19 protein-coding genes are annotated in these 14,935 nt (G+C 64.6%); 8 read left to right on the top strand and 11 right to left on the bottom strand.

The features are described from left to right. Positions 1 to 29 precede the first annotated feature (29 nt). Positions 30 to 1,769: a histidine kinase N-terminal 7TM domain-containing protein gene (locus G9C82_RS05705; RefSeq protein ID WP_127013579.1), complete on the top strand. Its 1,740-nt coding sequence runs from the start codon at positions 30 to 32 to the stop codon at positions 1,767 to 1,769. 9 nt (positions 1,770 to 1,778) lie between these two features. Here the strand turns inward: G9C82_RS05705 and G9C82_RS05700 are convergent, their stop codons facing one another. From G9C82_RS05700 to G9C82_RS05690, 3 genes are all read right to left on the bottom strand, one after another. Continuing rightward, positions 1,779 to 2,477: an SDR family NAD(P)-dependent oxidoreductase gene (locus tag G9C82_RS05700; RefSeq protein ID WP_007189014.1), complete on the bottom strand. Its 699-nt coding sequence runs from the start codon at positions 2,475 to 2,477 to the stop codon at positions 1,779 to 1,781. A 125-nt stretch (positions 2,478 to 2,602) separates the two neighbouring features. Then, positions 2,603 to 3,166, bottom strand: a complete 564-nt coding sequence (locus tag G9C82_RS05695) for an NUDIX domain-containing protein (RefSeq protein ID WP_004963652.1) — start codon at positions 3,164 to 3,166, stop codon at positions 2,603 to 2,605. Between the two features lie 47 nt (positions 3,167 to 3,213). Next, positions 3,214 to 3,849 carry a helix-turn-helix domain-containing protein gene (locus G9C82_RS05690; protein ID WP_004963651.1) on the bottom strand — a complete coding sequence of 212 codons (636 nt, stop codon included), beginning with the start codon at positions 3,847 to 3,849 and terminating at the stop codon, positions 3,214 to 3,216. Between the two features lie 193 nt (positions 3,850 to 4,042). On the opposite strand from G9C82_RS05690, the gene G9C82_RS05685 reads away from it, so the two are divergent. The 4 genes from G9C82_RS05685 to G9C82_RS05670 all read left to right on the top strand — a co-directional run bounded on the left by G9C82_RS05685 (position 4,043) and on the right by G9C82_RS05670 (position 6,661). Next, positions 4,043 to 4,456 (top strand): SRPBCC family protein, encoded by a 414-nt coding sequence (locus tag G9C82_RS05685; RefSeq protein ID WP_241244084.1) that lies wholly within the window; start codon positions 4,043 to 4,045, stop codon positions 4,454 to 4,456. Positions 4,457 to 4,568: 112 nt separating this feature from the next. After that, positions 4,569 to 4,874 carry a CGCGG family rSAM-modified RiPP protein gene (locus tag G9C82_RS05680; RefSeq protein WP_127013577.1) on the top strand — a complete coding sequence of 102 codons (306 nt, stop codon included), beginning with the start codon at positions 4,569 to 4,571 and terminating at the stop codon, positions 4,872 to 4,874. Next, complete coding sequence (locus G9C82_RS05675) at positions 4,875 to 5,948, top strand: radical SAM/SPASM domain-containing protein (protein ID WP_127013576.1); 1,074 nt, start codon at positions 4,875 to 4,877, stop codon at positions 5,946 to 5,948. Between the two features lie 65 nt (positions 5,949 to 6,013). Beyond that, positions 6,014 to 6,661, top strand: a complete 648-nt coding sequence (locus G9C82_RS05670) for a helix-turn-helix domain-containing protein (protein WP_004963636.1) — start codon at positions 6,014 to 6,016, stop codon at positions 6,659 to 6,661. 54 nt (positions 6,662 to 6,715) lie between these two features. Here the strand turns inward: G9C82_RS05670 and G9C82_RS05665 are convergent, their stop codons facing one another. The 7 genes from G9C82_RS05665 to G9C82_RS05635 all read right to left on the bottom strand — a co-directional run bounded on the left by G9C82_RS05665 (position 6,716) and on the right by G9C82_RS05635 (position 11,328). Next, positions 6,716 to 6,949, bottom strand: coding sequence for a DUF2249 domain-containing protein (locus tag G9C82_RS05665; RefSeq protein WP_121303681.1), 234 nt, complete (start codon positions 6,947 to 6,949; stop codon positions 6,716 to 6,718). Between the two features lie 126 nt (positions 6,950 to 7,075). Beyond that, positions 7,076 to 7,372 (bottom strand): hypothetical protein, encoded by a 297-nt coding sequence (locus G9C82_RS05660; protein ID WP_004963632.1) that lies wholly within the window; start codon positions 7,370 to 7,372, stop codon positions 7,076 to 7,078. Between the two features lie 52 nt (positions 7,373 to 7,424). Next, entirely contained in the window at positions 7,425 to 7,703 is a 279-nt protein-coding gene (locus tag G9C82_RS05655) for a winged helix-turn-helix domain-containing protein (protein WP_004963627.1), read from the bottom strand. Positions 7,704 to 7,905: 202 nt separating this feature from the next. Continuing rightward, a complete protein-coding gene (locus G9C82_RS05650) occupies positions 7,906 to 9,027 on the bottom strand; it encodes a pyridoxal phosphate-dependent aminotransferase (protein WP_127013575.1) in 1,122 nt (373 codons plus the stop codon). 112 nt (positions 9,028 to 9,139) lie between these two features. Then, positions 9,140 to 10,303, bottom strand: coding sequence for a thiolase family protein (locus tag G9C82_RS05645; RefSeq protein WP_127013574.1), 1,164 nt, complete (start codon positions 10,301 to 10,303; stop codon positions 9,140 to 9,142). Positions 10,304 to 10,358: 55 nt separating this feature from the next. Next, a complete protein-coding gene (locus tag G9C82_RS05640) occupies positions 10,359 to 10,514 on the bottom strand; it encodes a hypothetical protein (protein WP_004963619.1) in 156 nt (51 codons plus the stop codon). 46 nt (positions 10,515 to 10,560) lie between these two features. Then, positions 10,561 to 11,328, bottom strand: coding sequence for a MarR family transcriptional regulator (locus G9C82_RS05635; protein ID WP_011224835.1), 768 nt, complete (start codon positions 11,326 to 11,328; stop codon positions 10,561 to 10,563). Between the two features lie 81 nt (positions 11,329 to 11,409). Between G9C82_RS05635 and G9C82_RS05630 the strand changes: the two genes are divergently transcribed. Then, positions 11,410 to 12,147, top strand: a complete 738-nt coding sequence (locus tag G9C82_RS05630) for a metallophosphoesterase (protein WP_174789841.1) — start codon at positions 11,410 to 11,412, stop codon at positions 12,145 to 12,147. A 37-nt stretch (positions 12,148 to 12,184) separates the two neighbouring features. Beyond that, on the top strand, positions 12,185 to 12,340 hold the full coding sequence (locus G9C82_RS05625) for a hypothetical protein (RefSeq protein WP_004593663.1): 156 nt from the start codon (positions 12,185 to 12,187) through the stop codon (positions 12,338 to 12,340). A gap of 38 nt (positions 12,341 to 12,378) precedes the next feature. On the opposite strand, the gene G9C82_RS05620 is transcribed toward G9C82_RS05625, so the two are convergent. Beyond that, the gene (locus G9C82_RS05620; protein WP_164734740.1) at positions 12,379 to 13,632 is read right to left on the bottom strand and encodes an NAD(P)/FAD-dependent oxidoreductase; all 1,254 of its coding nucleotides are present in this window, start codon (positions 13,630 to 13,632) and stop codon (positions 12,379 to 12,381) included. A gap of 83 nt (positions 13,633 to 13,715) precedes the next feature. On the opposite strand from G9C82_RS05620, the gene G9C82_RS05615 reads away from it, so the two are divergent. Next, entirely contained in the window at positions 13,716 to 14,888 is a 1,173-nt protein-coding gene (locus tag G9C82_RS05615) for a pyridoxal-phosphate dependent enzyme (RefSeq protein ID WP_004963607.1), read from the top strand. Positions 14,889 to 14,935 lie beyond the last annotated feature (47 nt).

The following is a 14,935-nucleotide window of genomic DNA, read 5'->3' as shown; positions in this document are numbered from 1 at the left end:
TATCAGGGACGCCTTTGCTAGGCTACTGAATGGTCCTGTCGCCGCTTACTGTCGTTTTATTGTCGGGTGTCGTCGGCATGGCTGTCGCCTTTCTGGTGTGGCTCCACCGGGACCGGCCGGGGGCAGGACCGCTGGCAGTGTTCGTCGTCGCGGCGAGCCTCTGGGCCGTTGCGTACGGTATCGAACTCGCTGTGCCGGGGCTGTCCACCATGGAGCGGCTCGTTCAGGCACAGTTAACGCTCTCAGTAATCATCCCTGTCGCGTGGCTCGTGACGGTTATCGAGTACACGGGGCACCCACACTGGCTCACGCAACGCCGAACAGCGCTGTTGCTCGTCGAACCGGCGGTGTTTGTCACGCTCGTGTGGTCGAACCATGCCCACGAACTCATCTGGTCCGGCCGCCAGACCCAATTCGTCTCAGCATCGTCGGTGACGCTCGTTCCCGCGTTCGAACTCATGTACTGGGGCCATATGTCCTACATATTGCTGTTAATCCTCGCCGGCAGTTTCCTCCTGTTGCGGATGCTGTTCCGGTCGAACCAGGTGTTTCAGGGTCAGGGGCTCGCGCTGCTACTCGCCATCACCGTCCCGACGGTCATCCAGACGCTGTTTGTGCTTGATGTGGTTCCAACCACGTTTAATCCGACAAGCCTTGGGTACGTCGCGTCGGGGGCCGTCCTCTCGGTCGCCATCCTCCGCGGGCAACTACTTGATGTGGCACCGGTGACCCGGGAACTGGGTCGGGAAGCTATCTTCACGGAAATGGACGACCTCGTCATCATTGTCGACGACGAGCGCCGTATCGTTGACGTCAATGCGGCCGCCACGGCGCTGTTCGACGGTGACCAGAACACGCTTCTGGGCCGTTCGCTACCGCAGGCGTCACCGACACTCGCCGAAACAGTCCCCGGCCCGGGTGAGCGAACGCAGACCGAGACGGCCCTCGAACGCGACGGCAGCGTCCGGTACTACGACGTGCGCGTGATACCGCTGTACCGCGCGTACGGTGTTGTTTCTGGCCATCTCATCAGCCTTCGTGATATCACAGACCGCCGACAGCGCGAACAGCGGCTAGATGTGCTTAACCGCTTGCTCCGTCACGATATCCGAAACGAGATGAACGTCGTCAAGGGGAACGCGGACTTGCTCAGGGATACGGCCGATGCCGACGAACGCGAGCGACTCAACCGTATTATGAGCACAGTCGACGACATCGTCGACCGCAGCAACAAGATCGGCCGGGTCACCGAGGCTCTAGAGACCGAACAGCACAGCCCGACAGCGCTTCAGACGCTGCTGGACTCGGTCGTGAGCGATGCGCAGGACCGTCATCCTGACGTGGCGATTACGCTCACCTGCGAGAATGATATCTGGATACGGGGCGGTCCGTCGGTCCTCATCGCGCTGGAGGAACTGGTCGAGAACGCTGTCGAACATCAGGCCACCGATGCGGGCCCAGTTGCGGTCGAGATTACGGCGACACGGGCCGATAGAACGCCGGGTGTCCATGTGGCCGTTCACGACAACGGTCCCGGTATCACCGACCACGAGCGCGAGGTTATCCGCTCGGGAACCGAAACGCCGCTCAAACACGGCTCCGGCGTCGGGCTCTGGCTCGTCAACTGGATCGTTCGGAACCTCGGCGGCCGGATGTCGTTCCCCGCCACAGACGAGCCGGGAACGACTGTGGAGTTGCAACTGCCGGCGGCTGAGCCAGCCCATGCGACGGACGAGCCCGCGGCAGTCCACGGCGAGAACGCTGATTGATGCCGGCTGCTACCACTCGATTTCAGCCTTGTCGCGCCAGAACCGCCCGCTCGGCGCGTCGGGTTGGAAGCGAGCGAGCCATACTGGCGTCTCAGCACCCTTTTCGGGCGTTCGGGGGGCGCTCCCCTCAGTCATGTCCGTCTGAACGTATCCCGGACACACCGAGTTGGCGATGAGGCCGTCGGCCGCGTACTCGCCGTCGAGGTACTTCGTCAACCCGTTGACGCCCGTCTTCGAGATGCGGTAGGCCGGCGTGCCGCCTGACTGACTCTCGGTGATGGCGCCGAGGCCGGAAGACATGGTGACGATGCGACCGCCCGCCTCGGCCAGCAACAGCGGAAGGGCGTACTTCGTCATGAGCACCGCTCCTCGGAGGTTCGTGTCGAAGGTGTGGTCGATGACGTCGGTCGGCATACCATCGAGCGGTTCCCGTGAGTCCATCACGCCGGCGTTGTTGACCAGCACGTCAAGCCGGCCCTGCTCGCGCTCGATGCGGTCGACCGCGGCGACCATCCCGTCGTCGTCAGTCACGTCGAGTTCGATAGCGTGACGGTCTGTCGCCTCGATGTCGTCAGTATCACGAGCGCCGGCGTACACCGTCGCGTCGAGGTCGACCAGCCCGTCGGCGATTGCCTTCCCGATGCCCCGCGTGGCGCCGGTGACGAGTACGACTTGGCTGTCGAGGGAGTCGTACAGCGGAACGTCCATACCCGGGGTTAGGCGGCGGGGCCGAAAAGGAAACGGGTCGGGATGTCATCACTGCAATGCCTGCCGACCGTACTGCTAGTGACTCCCCGAGCGTCGGTGTACACCGTCGCGTCGAGGCGTCGGCGTTACCGTTCTTCGTCCCGGCGCATCGCGATCTCGAACCAGGGACAGAGCCGGAGCTGACGGTAGTACTCGGGATGTTCACGCAGCCGCTCGTAGGGGACCCACATGAGGCCGTCGACCTCCTCGGGGTTCGGTTCCAGCGAGGTGTCGTGGAGTGTGGCCTGCAGGACCGCACAGACTTCCCATTCGAGGCCAGCGTTCTCGTAGTAGCGCTTGTACTCGAACCGGTCGGTCACGCGGAGGTTCTGGTACTGCGAGGGGTCAATGCCCAGTTCCTCTTCGAGCCGTTCCTCGGTGGCTTCGACCTGCGTCTGACCTTCGACAGGGTGGGAGGCGACGGTCCCGTCCCAGTGTGTATCCCAGAGGCGCTTGTTCGCCGCGCGCTGTGCGAGCAGGATTCGGTCGTTCTCGTCGAACAGCAGAGCGGTGAACGCGCGGTGGCGAACACCGTCGCCAGTGTGGGCGTCGAGCCGATTGACCAGTCCCTCCTCGTTGTCATCGGCGTCTACCGCGATGACCTCCTGTCGGGCGTTTTCGTGTGTCTCGTCGACCGCGTCGGAACTCATATGTCGTACCTCTCACAGAGGCGCGTATTACGCCCTTCGACTTCCAGTCACCGCGCCGGGTGGTCCGAAACGAACTGCTTGAGTATCTGTTCCTCTGCGCGGTGGAGTGTCTCGCTGCAGGTCGACTTCGCGATACCGACGCGGTCCGCCAGGTCCGTCAGTGAGCACTCCCGTGGCGTGTCGTAGTAGCCCGCGTCGATGGCCTCCTGAACCAGTTCTAGCTGGCTCTCGGTGAGCACCTGCTCGGTTTCGAGGTGTTGCTGGATGCGGTCGACACTGAAGGAGATGCCGAATTCCTCCAGTTGCTCGCCAAGTTCGGAGAGTCGCTCCTGTGGCGCTGATATCTCCCAGACGGCCTCGCCGTCGGACAGGGTAAACGGCATTTCCAGCGGGACACCCGAGCCCTGCACTGGGAAGAGCAGGAGCGGCATCGATGTCTCGAACTGAACCAGTGCGCTGTCGTCACGGTGAGAGAGGATTTCGAGAGTTGTGACCGACTCGCGGTTCTCGATATCACGGAGGACCGCTGGGAGGTCGTCCGATGTGATCTCCGCGAGCCCGACACCGGCGTCCTCGCCGGGGAGCGCAGACAGGATGCGAAACGTCGCGTCGTCGTACGCTCGCGAGACATCGCCGATCCAGATTTCCTCCGGAATCGTGAGCGTGAGTTCAGCGTGTGGCATTGGCGTAACCGAATATATTCGCCCGACCCCTGCGTCCGTACTCCCGAACATGTTCGTCTACCTGCGATGGGGACAAGAAACTTGGGGGGCGGTGTCCCACGCTGTCAACACGAAATCAGGTCGGACAAAACCACAGCGTCGAACATCTTCGGGTATGGCGAACGCTTATCTCGCCGGCCACTGGCCGTCTGGTATGGAGCGCGTTTCGCTGACCCGGACGGTCCCGGCTAACCCGGAGACCGTCACTGCGCTGATAACGGACGTAGAGCCGTTTATGGTTGCAGCGGGGTTTGACGAGGTGACACTCGACGGAGACAACCTCGGCATCACGAACCGCGTCGGACTCTTCGAGATCGAACTGGATCTGGAACTCGTCGAGACTGACGCAGTGCTGCGGTACGAGCAGCGTCAGGGCATCTTCGAGTCGATGATAACAGAGTACACGGTCGAGGCCGTCGACGCTGGGACCGAAGTCACGGCGACGACGGAGTACAGCGCACTCGATCTCCCGGTACTCGGCGAGATGATCGATTCGACCGTCATTTCGCGACAGCGCACGAAGGAACTGAACAAGCAGTTCGACTGGCTGGTCGAACAGGTGTCGTAGCAATACGTGTGATAAAGTCGCTCAGACGAATTCCTCTCTGCAATCCGTTGTGTATAATAACCCGAACATCTTCGGGAGAGAACCGAGGGATGCCCGTCGATAACCGGTACATATGAGCCATTCCCACGAGGACGTGTCGCCGGTTACAACCGAGGTTCACGACACCTCTTGGTCGGCGAATCTGGAGACGCCCGCACACGCTAAGGACCCCGACGTGGTCGTCGAACAGGCCATCGATGCCGTCGAGATGACGACGGCTGGGAATCACGTTAATCTGGTGAGCCACGCCGACCACGGCCACCCGGAAACCTATCTGTTTGACGCGCTGGACGAAGCGTTCGATGAGACGATCACAACGGAGTACGTCCAGCAGTGTGGCTGTGGAGGCCACGTTACCCGCGTCTACCGGGAGGCATAGATGCGCGGGCAACTCGACCTCGACCAGCAGCCGCTGGTGCTGATCTGGGAGGTAACGCAGGCCTGCGAACTGGCGTGCAAGCACTGCCGGGCCGACGCCCAGCCTCGCCGGCATCCCGACGAACTGTCGACGGCGGAGGGGAAGGCGCTGCTGGATCAAGCCAGCGAGTTCGGCGACGGTCAGCTGGTCGTCCTCTCGGGCGGGGACCCGCTGGCTCGCGGGGACCTCCCTGAACTCGTCGAGTATGGCACCGAACAGGGCCTCCGAATGACACTGACGCCCAGCGGGACGAACTCGATCACGCCCGAGCGGCTGGCCGAACTCGACGACGCCGGACTCCGGCGGCTGGCCCTGTCCATCGACGGCGGCGACAGCGACGCTCACGACACGTTCCGGGGTGAGTCCGGGAGCTTTGAGGCGACGATGGCGGCCACCAAGGCGGCCCGTGACCTCGACATCCCGCTGCAGATCAACACCACCGTCTGTGCTGAGACGGTCGAGCAACTGCCGGCGATCCGGGACCTCGTCGCAGACCTCGATGCGGTGCTGTGGTCGGTGTTCTTCCTCGTCCCGGTCGGTCGCGGGCGAGTGCTGACACCGATTGACCCCGAGCGGGCCGAACGCGTGCTGTCGTGGCTCCACGAGGTCAGCGACGAGGCACCGTTCGGCCTCAAGACGACCGAAGCGCCCCACTACCGGCGCGTCGCGATGCAGAAGCAGGACGAGGGAGCCAGCGGGCTCAAACGCCGGATGGGTATTCGCGCTGGCAAGGGGTTCGCCTTCGTGAGCCACACCGGTGAGGTGTACCCCTCCGGATTCCTGCCGAAATCAGCGGGCAACGTTCGTGATGAAAGCGTCGTGGACATCTACCGGGAGTCGGCGCTGTTCCAGCAACTCAGGGACGACGACGCGCTGACGGGCAAATGCGGGGCCTGTCGATACCGAACGGTCTGTGGCGGCAGCCGGTCACGAGCGTACGCGACGACGGGGGACCCGCTGGCGGCGGACCCGCTGTGTGACTACCGGCCGGACGGGTTCGAGGGGTCGGTTCCTGACCAGCACCCGGCAGATTGAGGGGGTTTTTCACTCCGTGGGAACGCGCCTCGCCCGTTTTGTAATGTGGTGTCACAGTATCTTACATGAGCGACTCCGGCATTAGAGTGGAGCTGTCGGTCGACGCCCCGGGGGCCTGTCCGGTGGCGAGCGTCTCGGATGAGGCGGGCACGGCCGTGACCGATGTCGCCCGAAGCAGCCCAGATGCAGACGGGCAGGTCATCGAAGAGTTCACCGCGACGGGTACTGACGACGGGGCAATCGAGGCACGGGAGGACATGGAGAAAGTGTTCGTGACGGGCAACGGGACCCGCTACCAGTTTTCCCGGTCGCGAACTGAGTGCGTCTGCGAGGCGGTCGAAACGTATGACTGTCCGGTCGCGGATATCCGTGCTGAGGGCGGGCAGCTCCGCCTGACCTTCCACGCGCCTGATGTCGACCGGGTGCGCGCTATCGTGACGCGGCTGAAAGAACTGTACGACGGCGTTTCGCTCCGGTCGATGCGGCGGAACGGCGACGTGGACCCGGTGGACTCGATTCTCGTCGACCGAAGTAAACTCACCGACCGGCAGCAGGAAGTGCTCGAAACCGCCGTCGATATGGGGTACTTCGAATATCCGAAAGGGGCCAACGCCGGCGACGTGGCGACGGAACTGGATATCTCCGTCTCGACGTTCGCGGAACACCTTGCCGCCGCCCAGACGAAGCTGCTCGACAGCATTGTCGCGGAGTAGGCCCACAGCGCGCTGGCGGTGATGAACCACCACGAGTCGTGCTCAGGTCCCACCTCACTCCGGCCTGATTGTGACGTGCCACTCTTCGTCGGCGACCTGCTCCGCGTCGTACCGGTATCCCTTTGTCGTGAGGACGTCGTACAGCGGTACTGGCTCGAAACTGTTCACCAGCCTGAGCGCCTCGCTTTCGCTGACAGAATCGAGGGCGCTCATGATCTGTTCGAACGGTTCCCCGTCAACGTCCCGAACGTCGAGTTCCTGTACCGCCTCCTGGTGCTCTGTGCTCATACGTTCGATAACTGTCCCCGTTAGTCAGGCGCTTGTCCCGAACGTGTTCGTCTCCATGGCGGTACAGTACTCGTGGTGCGAGGCTGCACCACTCGCCACTACCGCGGGGGTACTCCCGGGACCGCGCTACCGAAGCGTCGTGTAGCTCAGTCCGGCAATTGCGACGAACTGCAACGAGCGAAGGACCAGCACGGCTTGCTGGACGTGTGGGTCGCCAGCGTAGAAGCTCTGCATCGAGAAGAAGAAGTAGACGGCGATGGCGTTCTCGGCGAGCATCGCGACGGCGAAAGCGATGAGGCCGGCGACGAGCCCCGTCCGGAACGTCGCGTAGTTACGGACCCAGACGCCCAGCAGCGGGAGCAACAATAGGACGTTAAGTCCGCCAAGGATGGCCGCGGCGGTGATGAGCGGTCCCATCGCCATCAGCACCACCCCTTCTGTTGGCTGGCCGCGGTCCGGATGGTAATTTGTCCCCTCATTCGTCCATCTTCTCCACGATTTCCTCGAAAGTGTCGCGGTAGTTGTCGAACCGGTCAGTCAGGAAGTAGAGTTTGGCGTACTCCTCGTCGCCGGATTCGACCACGTCGTGGTCCTCTAGCTGTTCCATGTGATGTCTGATCGTCTTGTAGCCTACGTCGAGTTCGTCGGCGAGTTCGTTTGCGTTCATCGGTCGGTCCGCGAGAGCGTCAATGATACGCGCCCGGTTGGCACCGCCGCGTGTCGCCGTCAGCAGATACCAGAGCGCTTTCTCCATCCCACTGTCCTCCCGGGAGCTGTGTCTGCCCGTCGTATAGTCCTGTCTCTCCCCGTCGAACAGCGCGCTGGACCTGAATTCATATGCCACGATGGGATACCGGAGTCAAGACGGGCGTCGGATAAAGCGTTTCTTCGCACTCTCTTCCGAGACTGTTCCAATTTCGGGGCGACTGTCCGCGGTTCCATTCGCCTCCAAGCGCTCAGCGGAGCGCCGCCGTCGCGTCGGCCATGATGTCGATGGCCTCTTCCAGCGTCTCCATGTCTGTCGCGTAGGAGATGCGGGCGTAGCCCGCGCCGTGTTCGCCGAAAGCATCGCCAGGGACGACCACCACGCCGCGGTCGATAACTTCGTCCACCCAGCCGTCGGGGACCTTCGGCATCGCGTAGAACGCGCCCTTGGGCGTCGGACAATCCAGTCCCATCTCATTGAGGCCATCCAGCAGCACGTCCCGCCGCTCTTTGAAAGCCTCGCGCATCTCCGCGACGGGCTCCTGTGGGCCGGTCAGCGCCGCCTCGGCGGCGTACTGGGCCGGGGCTGACGCACAGGCCTGTGCGTACTGGTGGACCCGCAGCATCCGCTCGATGCGGTCCGTCGCCCCGGTGACCCAGCCGAGCCGCCAGCCCGTCATCGAGTACGCCTTCGAGCAGGCGTTGACGATGACGACGTTGCCCGTCTCGCTGAACTCCGCCGGCGAGCGATGCTCGCCCTCGAACACCTGGTGTTCGTACACCTCGTCAGAGATACACAGCACGTCGTGCTCATCGGCGATGCGGGCGAACTCCCGCATATCCTCGGGGGACTGGACCGCTCCGGTCGGGTTTGCGGGCGAGTTTACGACAAACGCCGCCGTGTCGTCGGTGATGGCCTCCTCGACCGTCTCAGGGGCCATCGTGAGGTCCTCGCGCAGTGGGACAGGTCGCGGCGTCCCGCCGGCGAGGTGGGTCAGCGCGTCGTAGGAGACGAAGCCCGGGTCCGGGAAGATGACCTCCTGTCCTGCATCGACGTGGGCCTCCAGCGCGATATGCAGCGCCTCGCTCCCGCCCGACGTGGCAATGATGTCTCCGGGGTCGACCTCAAGGTCGTTATCCCGCTCGTGCTTGGCGGCGATGGCTTCCCGGAGTTCCTCGGTCCCCTTGTTCGACGTGTAGGCATCGACGTCTCCCGCTCGAATTGCCTCGACAGCCGCTTCGCGCGCGTGCTCCGGCGTCGGGAAGTCCGGCTGGCCGAGGCCGAGGTTGATTGCGTCCTCGCCCGCCGCCTCGAACACTTCGCGGATGCCCGAGATCGATACCTGCTCTACCCGCCGGGAGAATGCAGTCATACTCTCTTTGGGGGCGGCCGGCCCGATAATTCTTCCCGATTTCGCTAGCGCACCACAGACATCGCAATCGCGCCGCCACCGCCGACGCTCACTCGCCTCGCCGCTGGCGGTCCTATCGGACGACGCTCATCGCAATTGCGCCGCCACCGCCGACGCTCATCCCCACGATGCCGCGATGATGATCCGCTCGCTCCATCGCATACAGCATCGTGGTCGTGAGGATGCCGCCGCTGGCTCCGATTGGATGGCCGAGCGCCACCGCGCCGCCGAGGGGATTGTGCTTTTCGGCGGGGATGTCGAGTTCGTCGGCGACGTACACCATCTGCGCGGCAAAGGCCTCGTTGAGTTCGAAGTGGTCCACGTCGGCGACGGTGAGGTCGTTGCGCTCTAGAAGCTTCGACACTACGTCCCGTACCGCGATTGAGAACTCCGACGGATCGCGGTAGGCAACCGCGTAGTCCTCGACGTGGGCCATCGGCCCCAGCCCCTCGCGCTTGACCGTCTCGGCGTCGGCCAGCACCACTGCACCTGCCCCGTCAGAAAGCTTCGATGCGTTGCCGGCGGTGATTGTCCCACCGTCCGCAAAAGCCGGTGGGAGCGCCGCCAGCTTATCTACCGTCGTGTCCGGATGTGGTCCTTCGTCCTCTGTCACGAGCCCGTCCGCCGTTTCCACAGGAACGAGTTCCTCGGTGAACTGCCCGGACTGGATAGCCTCGCCGGCTCGGTGATTGCTCCGCCGAGCGTACTCGTCTTGGGCTTCGCGGCTGATGTCGTGCTCGGCGGCGAGTTCCTCCGTCAGCGTGCCCATATGCGCGTCGTACTGTTTGTCCCACAGCGAGTCCCATATCATCGCGTCAACGAGTTCGCTGTTCCCGTGGCGGCGACCGCCGCGCATATCCGGCACAAGATACGGAGCGTTCGACATCGACTCCATGCCGCCGGCGAGACACACCGACGCCCGACCGGCCTCGATGCGGTCGGCGGCGGTCGTGATCGCTCGCAGTCCCGACCCCGACGCCTCGTTGAGTGTCGTCGCAGCCACGTCGTCAGGGAGCGGCGATTCGACGACGACCTGTCTGGCCGGGACCTGACCGACGCCGGCCTGCACCGCGTTTCCGAGGCCGACCCAGTCAACACTGTCCTCGTCGACGCTGGTCCGATTGAGCAGTCCCTCGACGGCCGCGCTGCCGAGCGCTATCGCGCTTCGGTCTGTGAGCCTTCCCAGCAGTTCACCGTGTGCGGTGCGTGCGCCGTCGACCAGAACCACATCAGTCATACGAGCTACATGAACCTAATCCTACAATATTGTTCGCCCGACGATGAACGGCGTCCTACTCCTCAGTCGACGTCCGCAGTTCCTCGATAGCCGTCTCAAGTCGTCTGAGTGTCGCATCAGCGTCGGTGTAGCCTTGCTCGTACTCACCGTAGGCGTCGTCGGCTTCGTTTAGGAATGCCTCAACAGCGTCGTGCATCTCGTGGTCGCTCATGGCTGTCCCGACGGCAGCCGACCGGAAAAGTCCCGCTACTCGCGGGTCACTGTGTCACGTCGTAGTCGACGCTCGCATCGCGGAGTGCGTCGGTCACACGCCCGACGGTGTCCTGTGTCGCGACGACAACAGCATCGAGTCCCCGCGATGCGGCGGCGGCGGCCACCTCACCCGCCGCGAAATGTGTTGTCGGTTCGATGTCGGCATCGCGGAGCGCAACGACGGATTCGACGCCCGCGGCGGTAACAATAGGGACATCTGCACAAGCCGCGGCGATGTCGTCGATGTTCTCGACCGGCCCCGACCGGACCGGCGGGACCTGAATGACGCTGACGTGGCCGGGGTCGAGGTCGATGACGCCCTCGAAGCCGGTGACGCCGACGACCTCGCCCTCTGCGGCGCTGGTCGTCGTCACGCCCGTCGCGTCGCCGCCGCCGGGGTCAGCGTGCAACAGGCCGTCCGATAGCGAGAGCGTGACCGTCTCGCCTTCCGCCAGATCCGCCGTGGCGATGGCGGCGTCTTCCTGCACGCTGCCGAGCACGTCGTCGGTGACGTGGTCGGCGAACCGGCGGACGTCGGTCGCGGACTGGAACACCCAGTCGACGCCCTCTTTCGTGACGCGGTAGCGCGACCGCCCTTCCTTCTCGACGAGGCCGTCGTCGACGAGTTCACGGATGTACTCGCTGACGGCCTGGCTCGTCACACCGACAGCGTCGGCGATTTCGCCCTGACTCACTGCGGGCTGGCGCTCGGCGATCTCCACGAGGACCCGAAACCGCGTTGCGGCCCGCTTGTTCTCCAGGACGTCGACCATACAGGAATCACGGGAGTCGCAGGTAAAAATACCACCGACACTGTCAGGCCGAGATATTCGGCTGCAGTCCGGCCACCTGCGATGTGTCTCGTCCCCATGCCCGACAATATAAGCCTCCCCGGTGCTGACTGGACGGCGATGACAGCCAGCTACGACGACCGGGCGCTCCTGCTCGGGGAGACGCTCGTCGTCGCGGACCTCCACGTCGGCCGGGGCACCGGCGGGAACCTCGAACTCCCGGTCGGGTCCGGCTCGGACATGGTCCAGCGGTTCCAGTCGCTCGTCGAGCGCCATGACCCAGCGGAGGTCGTTATCGCCGGCGACCTCCTCCACTCGTTCCAGACGGTTCCCCGGTCGGTCGAAAGTACCGTGGCAGGGCTCAAAAGCGCCTGTCAGGGGGCCGGGGCTCGCCTGCTTGTGACGCCGGGTAACCACGACACGATGCTCGACAGCGTGTGGGACGGCCCGACCGAAACGACGTATCGCGTCGGCGAAACCGTCGTCTGTCACGGCCACGAGGCACCCGACGTTGATGCCGACCGCTACGTCGTCGGGCACGACCATCCGACGATCAGCATCGAGGGCCAACGCCAACCCTGCTATCTCGTCGGGAGCGGCCAGTACCGCGGCAGCGACGTGGTGATGCTCCCGTCGTTCAACAGGCTGAACGCCGGCGTGGAGGTCAACGAGATGCGGGCCAGCGACTTTCAGTCCCCGCTCGTTACTGATGCCGACCGATTAGAGCCGGTAGTCTGGGACGAGAGCGGGCGCGAGACGCTGTCGTTCCCGCCGCTGGGTGAGTTCCGGCGCATGCTATAACGGTAAGTATTTGACCCGCGACGGTGGACGCTGGAATATGGTTCAGACAGAAATCGCGCTGGGTCTCATCGCGATTACGCTGCTCTCGCTACTGCTGCTGTACTTCGCGACGATAAAGTACGTCTCTGAAGTCCTCGAAGGAGAGGGGCACGAACAAGAGGGAAACACGAATAGCGGCGGTCCGGCCGCATAGGCCGCCGGTCCTCTTTTGCAGTCGTATCGGCGTTTCTCTTATCGAAGCAGATCGGCGGCGACCTTGCCGCTTTCCAGCGCACCCTGTATCGCCGACCAGCGGGTGTAGTCGCCCGCCAGGACGGCGTTGCCCTCTGGCGCTGTCGGGTCCGGGAGCGCGTCCCGATACCCCGGCAGCTGAGCGAACTGTGAGAGCGGGACGCGGTCGGTCCGGAGCAGTTCCAGCGCCTCGAAGCTCGCGTTCGGATACCACGACTGCAGCGCCGCCCGGACTTCAGCGGCCAGTTCCGCGTCGTCTTCTTCCGGCGTTCCGAGGAACGTGGCGCTGTATAGCTCCATGCCAGCGGGCGCGTACTCGCTGGCGACCGCCGACAGCGGCGCGACGGTGTTCGGTCGGTCGTCCGCCGCGTTGAGGATGATGCGCTGTCCGGTGGCCGGAGCGCGGTTCGTCGGGAGTGCGAAGTACTGGGTGACACAGCCGACGGGCTCGGTCGGAATCGCATCGATATCCGTCAGCTCCGCCGCCGTCTGCGGGTCCGTCGCGACGACGGCACTTTCGGCCGTCACTGTTTCGCTGCCTACCTCGGCAGTAACCTCTCCCTCGTGGGTCTCCAGCTCTGTCACGGGCGCGTCGGTTTCGATGGTCGCGCCCGCCGAGCGAGCGCGGTCGGCGAGCTGTCGCGGCATCGCCTGCATCCCGTCGGCGGGGACGAATATCTCGCCTTCGCTCAGCATCTTGTAGGTGTACTCGAAGATGCTGCTATCCGTGCCCAGTGAGCGGTTGAGCGTGATGCCGCCATAAAAGGGTGCGGCGAACCGCTCGACGAACCGCTTTGAAAATCCGTAGTCAGCGAGGTATTCCCGGATGGTCGTTCCGCCCCGAGAGAGCAATTCGACCGGTTCGACGCCGGCCAGTTCGCGCTGGAGCCGGAACAGCCGGAGCTTGTCGGCCGTGCGCACGTCGGTATTGAGCAGCGTCTGCGGTGCGGCGGAGGGATTCCGGAGCGGGTCCGACAGCACCGAGCGGTGGTTCGGGCTAGCGATAGTGGCCCCCGGCGTGAACGTCCGCGGAGCCAGCGCCTCGATGTCGAGTTCCCGCTTCGCCGCGGGATAGGCGGTGAACATGACCTGAAACCCACGGTCGAACGTGTAGCCGTCCTCGTGGACTGTCCGGACGCGACCGCCCACGTCCGAGCGCTGCTCGAACACTGTCACGTCCCGACCCGACTCCGCCAGGTGGCGGGCGGCGACCAGCCCGGCGAGTCCCCCGCCGGCGACGACGACATCTGTCATACTCTCCAATTCGAGCGCCCGGGACAAGAGGGTGCTGAAGCGGGACCGGACCACACTTGGTTGTCCCGTCCACAGAGAAAGACATGGAGACGACTGCGGCGTTTCGCGGCCTCATCTGCACGGCGTGTGGCGCGGAAACCGACAGCACGGCCGACCGCTGTCCCGACTGTGGCGGGGTTCTCGTCGGTGACTACGACGTTCCGGACCTGACGCCCGAGGCGCTGCCCGATGTGACAGGGCCAGGCCGGTACGAGCCGCTTCGGCCGTTCTCGGGTGACGCAACGGTGACGCTCGACGAAGGGGCGACACCGCTGGTTCCGGTGCCGGAGCTGGCCGACGAACTCGGCGTCGACTCGGTGTATGTCAAAGACGAGGGGCGCAATCCGACGGCGTCGCTGGGCGACCGCAAACTTTCGCTCGCCGTCACCGCTGCCGCTCAGCGCGGAGCTGAGCGCGTCGCGACACCGTCGACGGGGAACGGCGCACAGGCCAACGCCGCCTACGCGGCCCGCGCCGGCATCGAGTCGAAGGGCTTTGTCCCCTCACGCTGTCCGTTCCTCAACAAGGCGATGGTGAACGTCCACGGCGGCGATATGCGCGTCGTCGAGGGCCGGTATGACGACGCCGTCTCGGTGTCTGACGAGGAACTTGCCGACGCGTCCGACGGCTGGGTCTCAGTCGCGCCCGGCCACCCGTTCCGCATCGAGGGTGCCAAATCCGTCGCGTTCGAGACGGCCGACGACCTCGACTGGACGGCCCCCGACGCGGTGGTCCACCCCACCGGCCACGGCGAGACGCTCGTCGGTCTCGAACACGGCTTCCAGGCGGCAGCCGAGAGCGGCCTCACGGACTCGACGCCGCGAATCTACGCCGCACAGCCCGACTCGACGGCCGCCATCGCGGATGCCGCAAACGAAGGTGCGAGCGAACCGGCGACTATCGAGCACCCCGACACCATCGTCGGCCCGCTTGAAGTCCCCGACCCTGCCGCCGGCGCTGCGGCGCTCGACTCGCTCGACCGCTCGGGCGGCGACGGCGTCGCCGTCTCAGATAAGGACATTCTGGCTGGCGCGGTCGACGGCTGCGAGATGGGGCCGGAAACCGGTGCGACCGGCGGGACCGCGATCGCCGGTGCGCGGGCACTGGCTGACGATGGGGCCTTCGACGACGACGATGTCGTCGTTCTAGTGAACCCTGTCGCCGGGAGCAAGGAGGCGGACCTGCTGCGCAGCCACCTCATGAGCCAGGGCATCTGAGAATTCGGGCGGCTGCCCGGGAGAGCGGGTCCGATATTGCCGTCAAG

It is taken from the genome of Haloarcula sp. R1-2, assembly GCF_011627385.1.
In the GTDB taxonomy this organism is placed as follows: Archaea; Halobacteriota; Halobacteria; order Halobacteriales; family Haloarculaceae; genus Haloarcula; species Haloarcula marismortui.
This window is presented reverse-complemented; position numbering and strand designations above follow the sequence as displayed.

Coding starts and splice junctions, on each gene's coding strand:
- G9C82_RS05705 (WP_127013579.1), top strand. CDS start 30: ATGGTCCTGTCGCCGCTTACTGTCGTTTTATTGTCGGGTGTCGTCGGC.
- G9C82_RS05700 (WP_007189014.1), bottom strand. CDS start 2,477: ATGGACGTTCCGCTGTACGACTCCCTCGACAGCCAAGTCGTACTCGTC.
- G9C82_RS05695 (WP_004963652.1), bottom strand. CDS start 3,166: ATGAGTTCCGACGCGGTCGACGAGACACACGAAAACGCCCGACAGGAG.
- G9C82_RS05690 (WP_004963651.1), bottom strand. CDS start 3,849: ATGCCACACGCTGAACTCACGCTCACGATTCCGGAGGAAATCTGGATC.
- G9C82_RS05685 (WP_241244084.1), top strand. CDS start 4,043: ATGGAGCGCGTTTCGCTGACCCGGACGGTCCCGGCTAACCCGGAGACC.
- G9C82_RS05680 (WP_127013577.1), top strand. CDS start 4,569: ATGAGCCATTCCCACGAGGACGTGTCGCCGGTTACAACCGAGGTTCAC.
- G9C82_RS05675 (WP_127013576.1), top strand. CDS start 4,875: ATGCGCGGGCAACTCGACCTCGACCAGCAGCCGCTGGTGCTGATCTGG.
- G9C82_RS05670 (WP_004963636.1), top strand. CDS start 6,014: ATGAGCGACTCCGGCATTAGAGTGGAGCTGTCGGTCGACGCCCCGGGG.
- G9C82_RS05665 (WP_121303681.1), bottom strand. CDS start 6,949: ATGAGCACAGAGCACCAGGAGGCGGTACAGGAACTCGACGTTCGGGAC.
- G9C82_RS05660 (WP_004963632.1), bottom strand. CDS start 7,372: ATGGCGATGGGACCGCTCATCACCGCCGCGGCCATCCTTGGCGGACTT.
- G9C82_RS05655 (WP_004963627.1), bottom strand. CDS start 7,703: ATGGAGAAAGCGCTCTGGTATCTGCTGACGGCGACACGCGGCGGTGCC.
- G9C82_RS05650 (WP_127013575.1), bottom strand. CDS start 9,027: ATGACTGCATTCTCCCGGCGGGTAGAGCAGGTATCGATCTCGGGCATC.
- G9C82_RS05645 (WP_127013574.1), bottom strand. CDS start 10,303: ATGACTGATGTGGTTCTGGTCGACGGCGCACGCACCGCACACGGTGAA.
- G9C82_RS05640 (WP_004963619.1), bottom strand. CDS start 10,514: ATGAGCGACCACGAGATGCACGACGCTGTTGAGGCATTCCTAAACGAA.
- G9C82_RS05635 (WP_011224835.1), bottom strand. CDS start 11,328: ATGGTCGACGTCCTGGAGAACAAGCGGGCCGCAACGCGGTTTCGGGTC.
- G9C82_RS05630 (WP_174789841.1), top strand. CDS start 11,410: ATGTGTCTCGTCCCCATGCCCGACAATATAAGCCTCCCCGGTGCTGAC.
- G9C82_RS05625 (WP_004593663.1), top strand. CDS start 12,185: ATGGTTCAGACAGAAATCGCGCTGGGTCTCATCGCGATTACGCTGCTC.
- G9C82_RS05620 (WP_164734740.1), bottom strand. CDS start 13,632: ATGACAGATGTCGTCGTCGCCGGCGGGGGACTCGCCGGGCTGGTCGCC.
- G9C82_RS05615 (WP_004963607.1), top strand. CDS start 13,716: ATGGAGACGACTGCGGCGTTTCGCGGCCTCATCTGCACGGCGTGTGGC.